Consider the following 2,453-nt stretch of genomic DNA (forward strand, 5'->3'; position numbering starts at 1 on the left):
TGCGCTTCCCCGCATGGCGTTGCCGCAGCGCCATCTCGAAATCGGCGGGGTCTGCCTGTGGCGGGATCATCGCTTCGGCACCCTTCTTCAGACGTGCTGTGAACCAGAAGGTGCTCCCCACACCCGGCGTGCTCTCGACGCCAGCCTCGCCGCCCATCTGTTCGGCGAGCCGCCGCGTGATGGCCAGCCCCAGCCCGGTACCGCCATACTTGCGCGTAGTCGAATTGTCGGCCTGTTCGAAGGCGCCGAACAGCCGGGGCAATGTCTCGGGCGCAATACCGATACCGGTATCCTCCACCGCGAAACGTACAAGTACGGACTCTGCATCCTCCTCCTGCAGGCTGAGATGCAGAGTCACGTCACCGGTTTCGGTGAACTTGATCGCGTTGGTGGCATAGTTGAGCAGAGCCTGCTGCAGGCGCGTCTGATCGCCCTGCAGATTGGGCGGGAAAGTCACGGTTTTGACTCGCAGGATCAGGCCTTTGGCCCTGACGCGTTCGGACAGTATGGACGTGAGATTGCCCAACAGATTGGTGAGACTCACCGGCGCTTCTTCCAGGACGAATTTCCCGGCCTCGATCTTCGAAAGATCCAGGATGTCGTTGATGATCGACAGCAGGTGCCGGGATGAACTGTCGATGGTATCGAGTCGTTCGGTCTGCTGCGGTGTGAGATCACCGCGCCGCAGAAGATTGGCCATGCCGACGATGGCGTTCATCGGCGTGCGGATTTCGTGACTCATGTTGGCCAGAAATGCGCTCTTGGCAATGTTGGCGGCTTCAGCGACGGTTTTGGCTTCCCTGAGTTCAGCGGTCCTTGCGGCGACTACTTCTTCGAGGTGCTGGCGGTGTTGTTCGAGCTCGAAAGTCCGCTGCATCACCTGCCGTTCAAGCTGCTGACCATGACGCTCAATGACTTGCCGCTGGCGGCGCTCATCGAGGATGACCGCCAGCATGAAGGCAAAATTTCGGATATGGTCAAGATATGGCGTGAAGTCAGCGGCATTCGCGACGCTGAATTCCAGCGTTCCATAGTTCACGGAGCGCGCCACCAACGGAAAGCCGAATGGCGGCTTGTCGGTAGAAAACTCATGCAACTCGACCTTGCTGACCCCCGGCACGTCTGCGAGCCCTGCGAGCACGAACGGAATGATGGCGCCATCCGGCAGCGACGTGACTACGCTTTGCGTCAGCAGGAGCTGTCCAAGAACTCGGGCGTCAGCCTCCGCGGCCACGATCAACGGGCCCCTGCCGATCAACTCAGATGTGCCAAGAATTCCTCGGCCGGAACGTAGTACGGATTGTGCACGACGGTGCCGCGAATCAGCATCATGGGATGGACCTTCAGAACCTGCATTATCGTTGCGCCGTCAAATGTGTTGGCGTTGTACTGACAGACTGTAGTTATCGGAACCTCCTTCAGCAGCATGCTTACGCGAGATTCATATTCCAGCAGGCGCGACCCACCTGGAATATGCTGGATATCCTCGCTCATCTCGCCGATGACCCGCGCCGCAGTAAATCCGCCGGCGACGGAGGCCTCGTGGAACCGCCGAAGCAACTCAAGCATGCGATCCGGGTCGAAGCGACCGTCCGGAAAATAAGCTTCGCGGTTTTCGGCCATCGAAAACGCGCCTGACTCCGCCAGCTTCTTGCACGGAAAGCCCTTACCAGCCAGTTGCTTGGTCAATTGGTCCTGATCAAGTTTTTGAGTGAAGCAGGCCGTTCGCTCTCCGGCCTCAAGACCGCTACTGAGAAACTTGAGTAGAGCGTCCAGCCGATCCTCATCCTCGCTGAAAATCTGGCACATGTGCGTGCCTGCTGGAAAGATCTGATCGGTGAACCCGAGAGAAATCATGTGCTGTTCGTGCGGCATGACAATTCCTACTCAAAAAATCAAAAAAGGTGGCGAAACCGACAGATCTGTCGAAAAGGCACCTCTGCGCAAAACCTTTCACCGCAGCCGGAAGATTCAATATACGCCTACCGTTACACGTGGGATAGCCCGCATACGCGCGCGACAGTGGCTTCCGGATGGATCAGCGGCAGTGGTGTCGGGCCGGCGCCGTCTTGAGCCTGAGAGGGACAGGCGCCATCAAGAACCGCGAACAGCCATGTGCGCGTCATTTGGCCAAGGCTGCGGTGTTCGATACTTGGTTTCCTTACCCTAGGGTGGGTCGGCTGCTGGCTCGGATCGTTCACCGAACGTCACTCCATGAAATGCATTGCCCACTGTTGTTTGCGCAATCCAAAATTCGCAGCCAGCCGCAAGAATCGAGCCGACGGTACCGCATGCATGATGGACGCTTGAGACTGCTTTTCCAAGATGCGCCCTTGATTCAAACAGGGAAAGTAGGCTGTCATGTGTTTTGCGCATGGTCAGCTCCTCGCGTTTGACCCGGGTGCGCGGGTCAGCGATACTCTTCCTTCCCGAAACCACACCCAGCCATTGAT

Annotated in this window: 3 protein-coding genes; all 3 read right to left on the reverse strand. The window is 58.1% G+C overall.

Annotated features, from left to right (window positions below; genetic code table 11):
- A partial coding sequence (locus PROAA_RS07315; protein WP_245664202.1) for an ATP-binding protein occupies window positions 1–1,234 on the reverse strand: 1,234 nt, incomplete at its 3' end.
- Between the two features lie 20 nt (window positions 1,235–1,254).
- A complete protein-coding gene (locus PROAA_RS07320) occupies window positions 1,255–1,875 on the reverse strand; it encodes an MEDS domain-containing protein (protein WP_186410717.1) in 621 nt (206 codons plus the stop codon).
- A 291-nt stretch (window positions 1,876–2,166) separates the two neighbouring features.
- A partial coding sequence (locus tag PROAA_RS18855) for a hypothetical protein (RefSeq protein ID WP_222102147.1) occupies window positions 2,167–2,453 on the reverse strand: 287 nt, incomplete at its 5' end.

Origin of the sequence: Candidatus Propionivibrio aalborgensis, from assembly GCF_900089945.1 — a bacterium.
GTDB classification, from domain to species: domain Bacteria; phylum Pseudomonadota; class Gammaproteobacteria; order Burkholderiales; family Rhodocyclaceae; genus Propionivibrio; species Propionivibrio aalborgensis.

What these genes read in the sequence shown, in the direction of transcription:
- PROAA_RS07320 (WP_186410717.1), bottom strand. Translation starts at nt 1,875, where the DNA reads ATGCCGCACGAACAGCACATGATTTCTCTCGGGTTCACCGATCAGATC.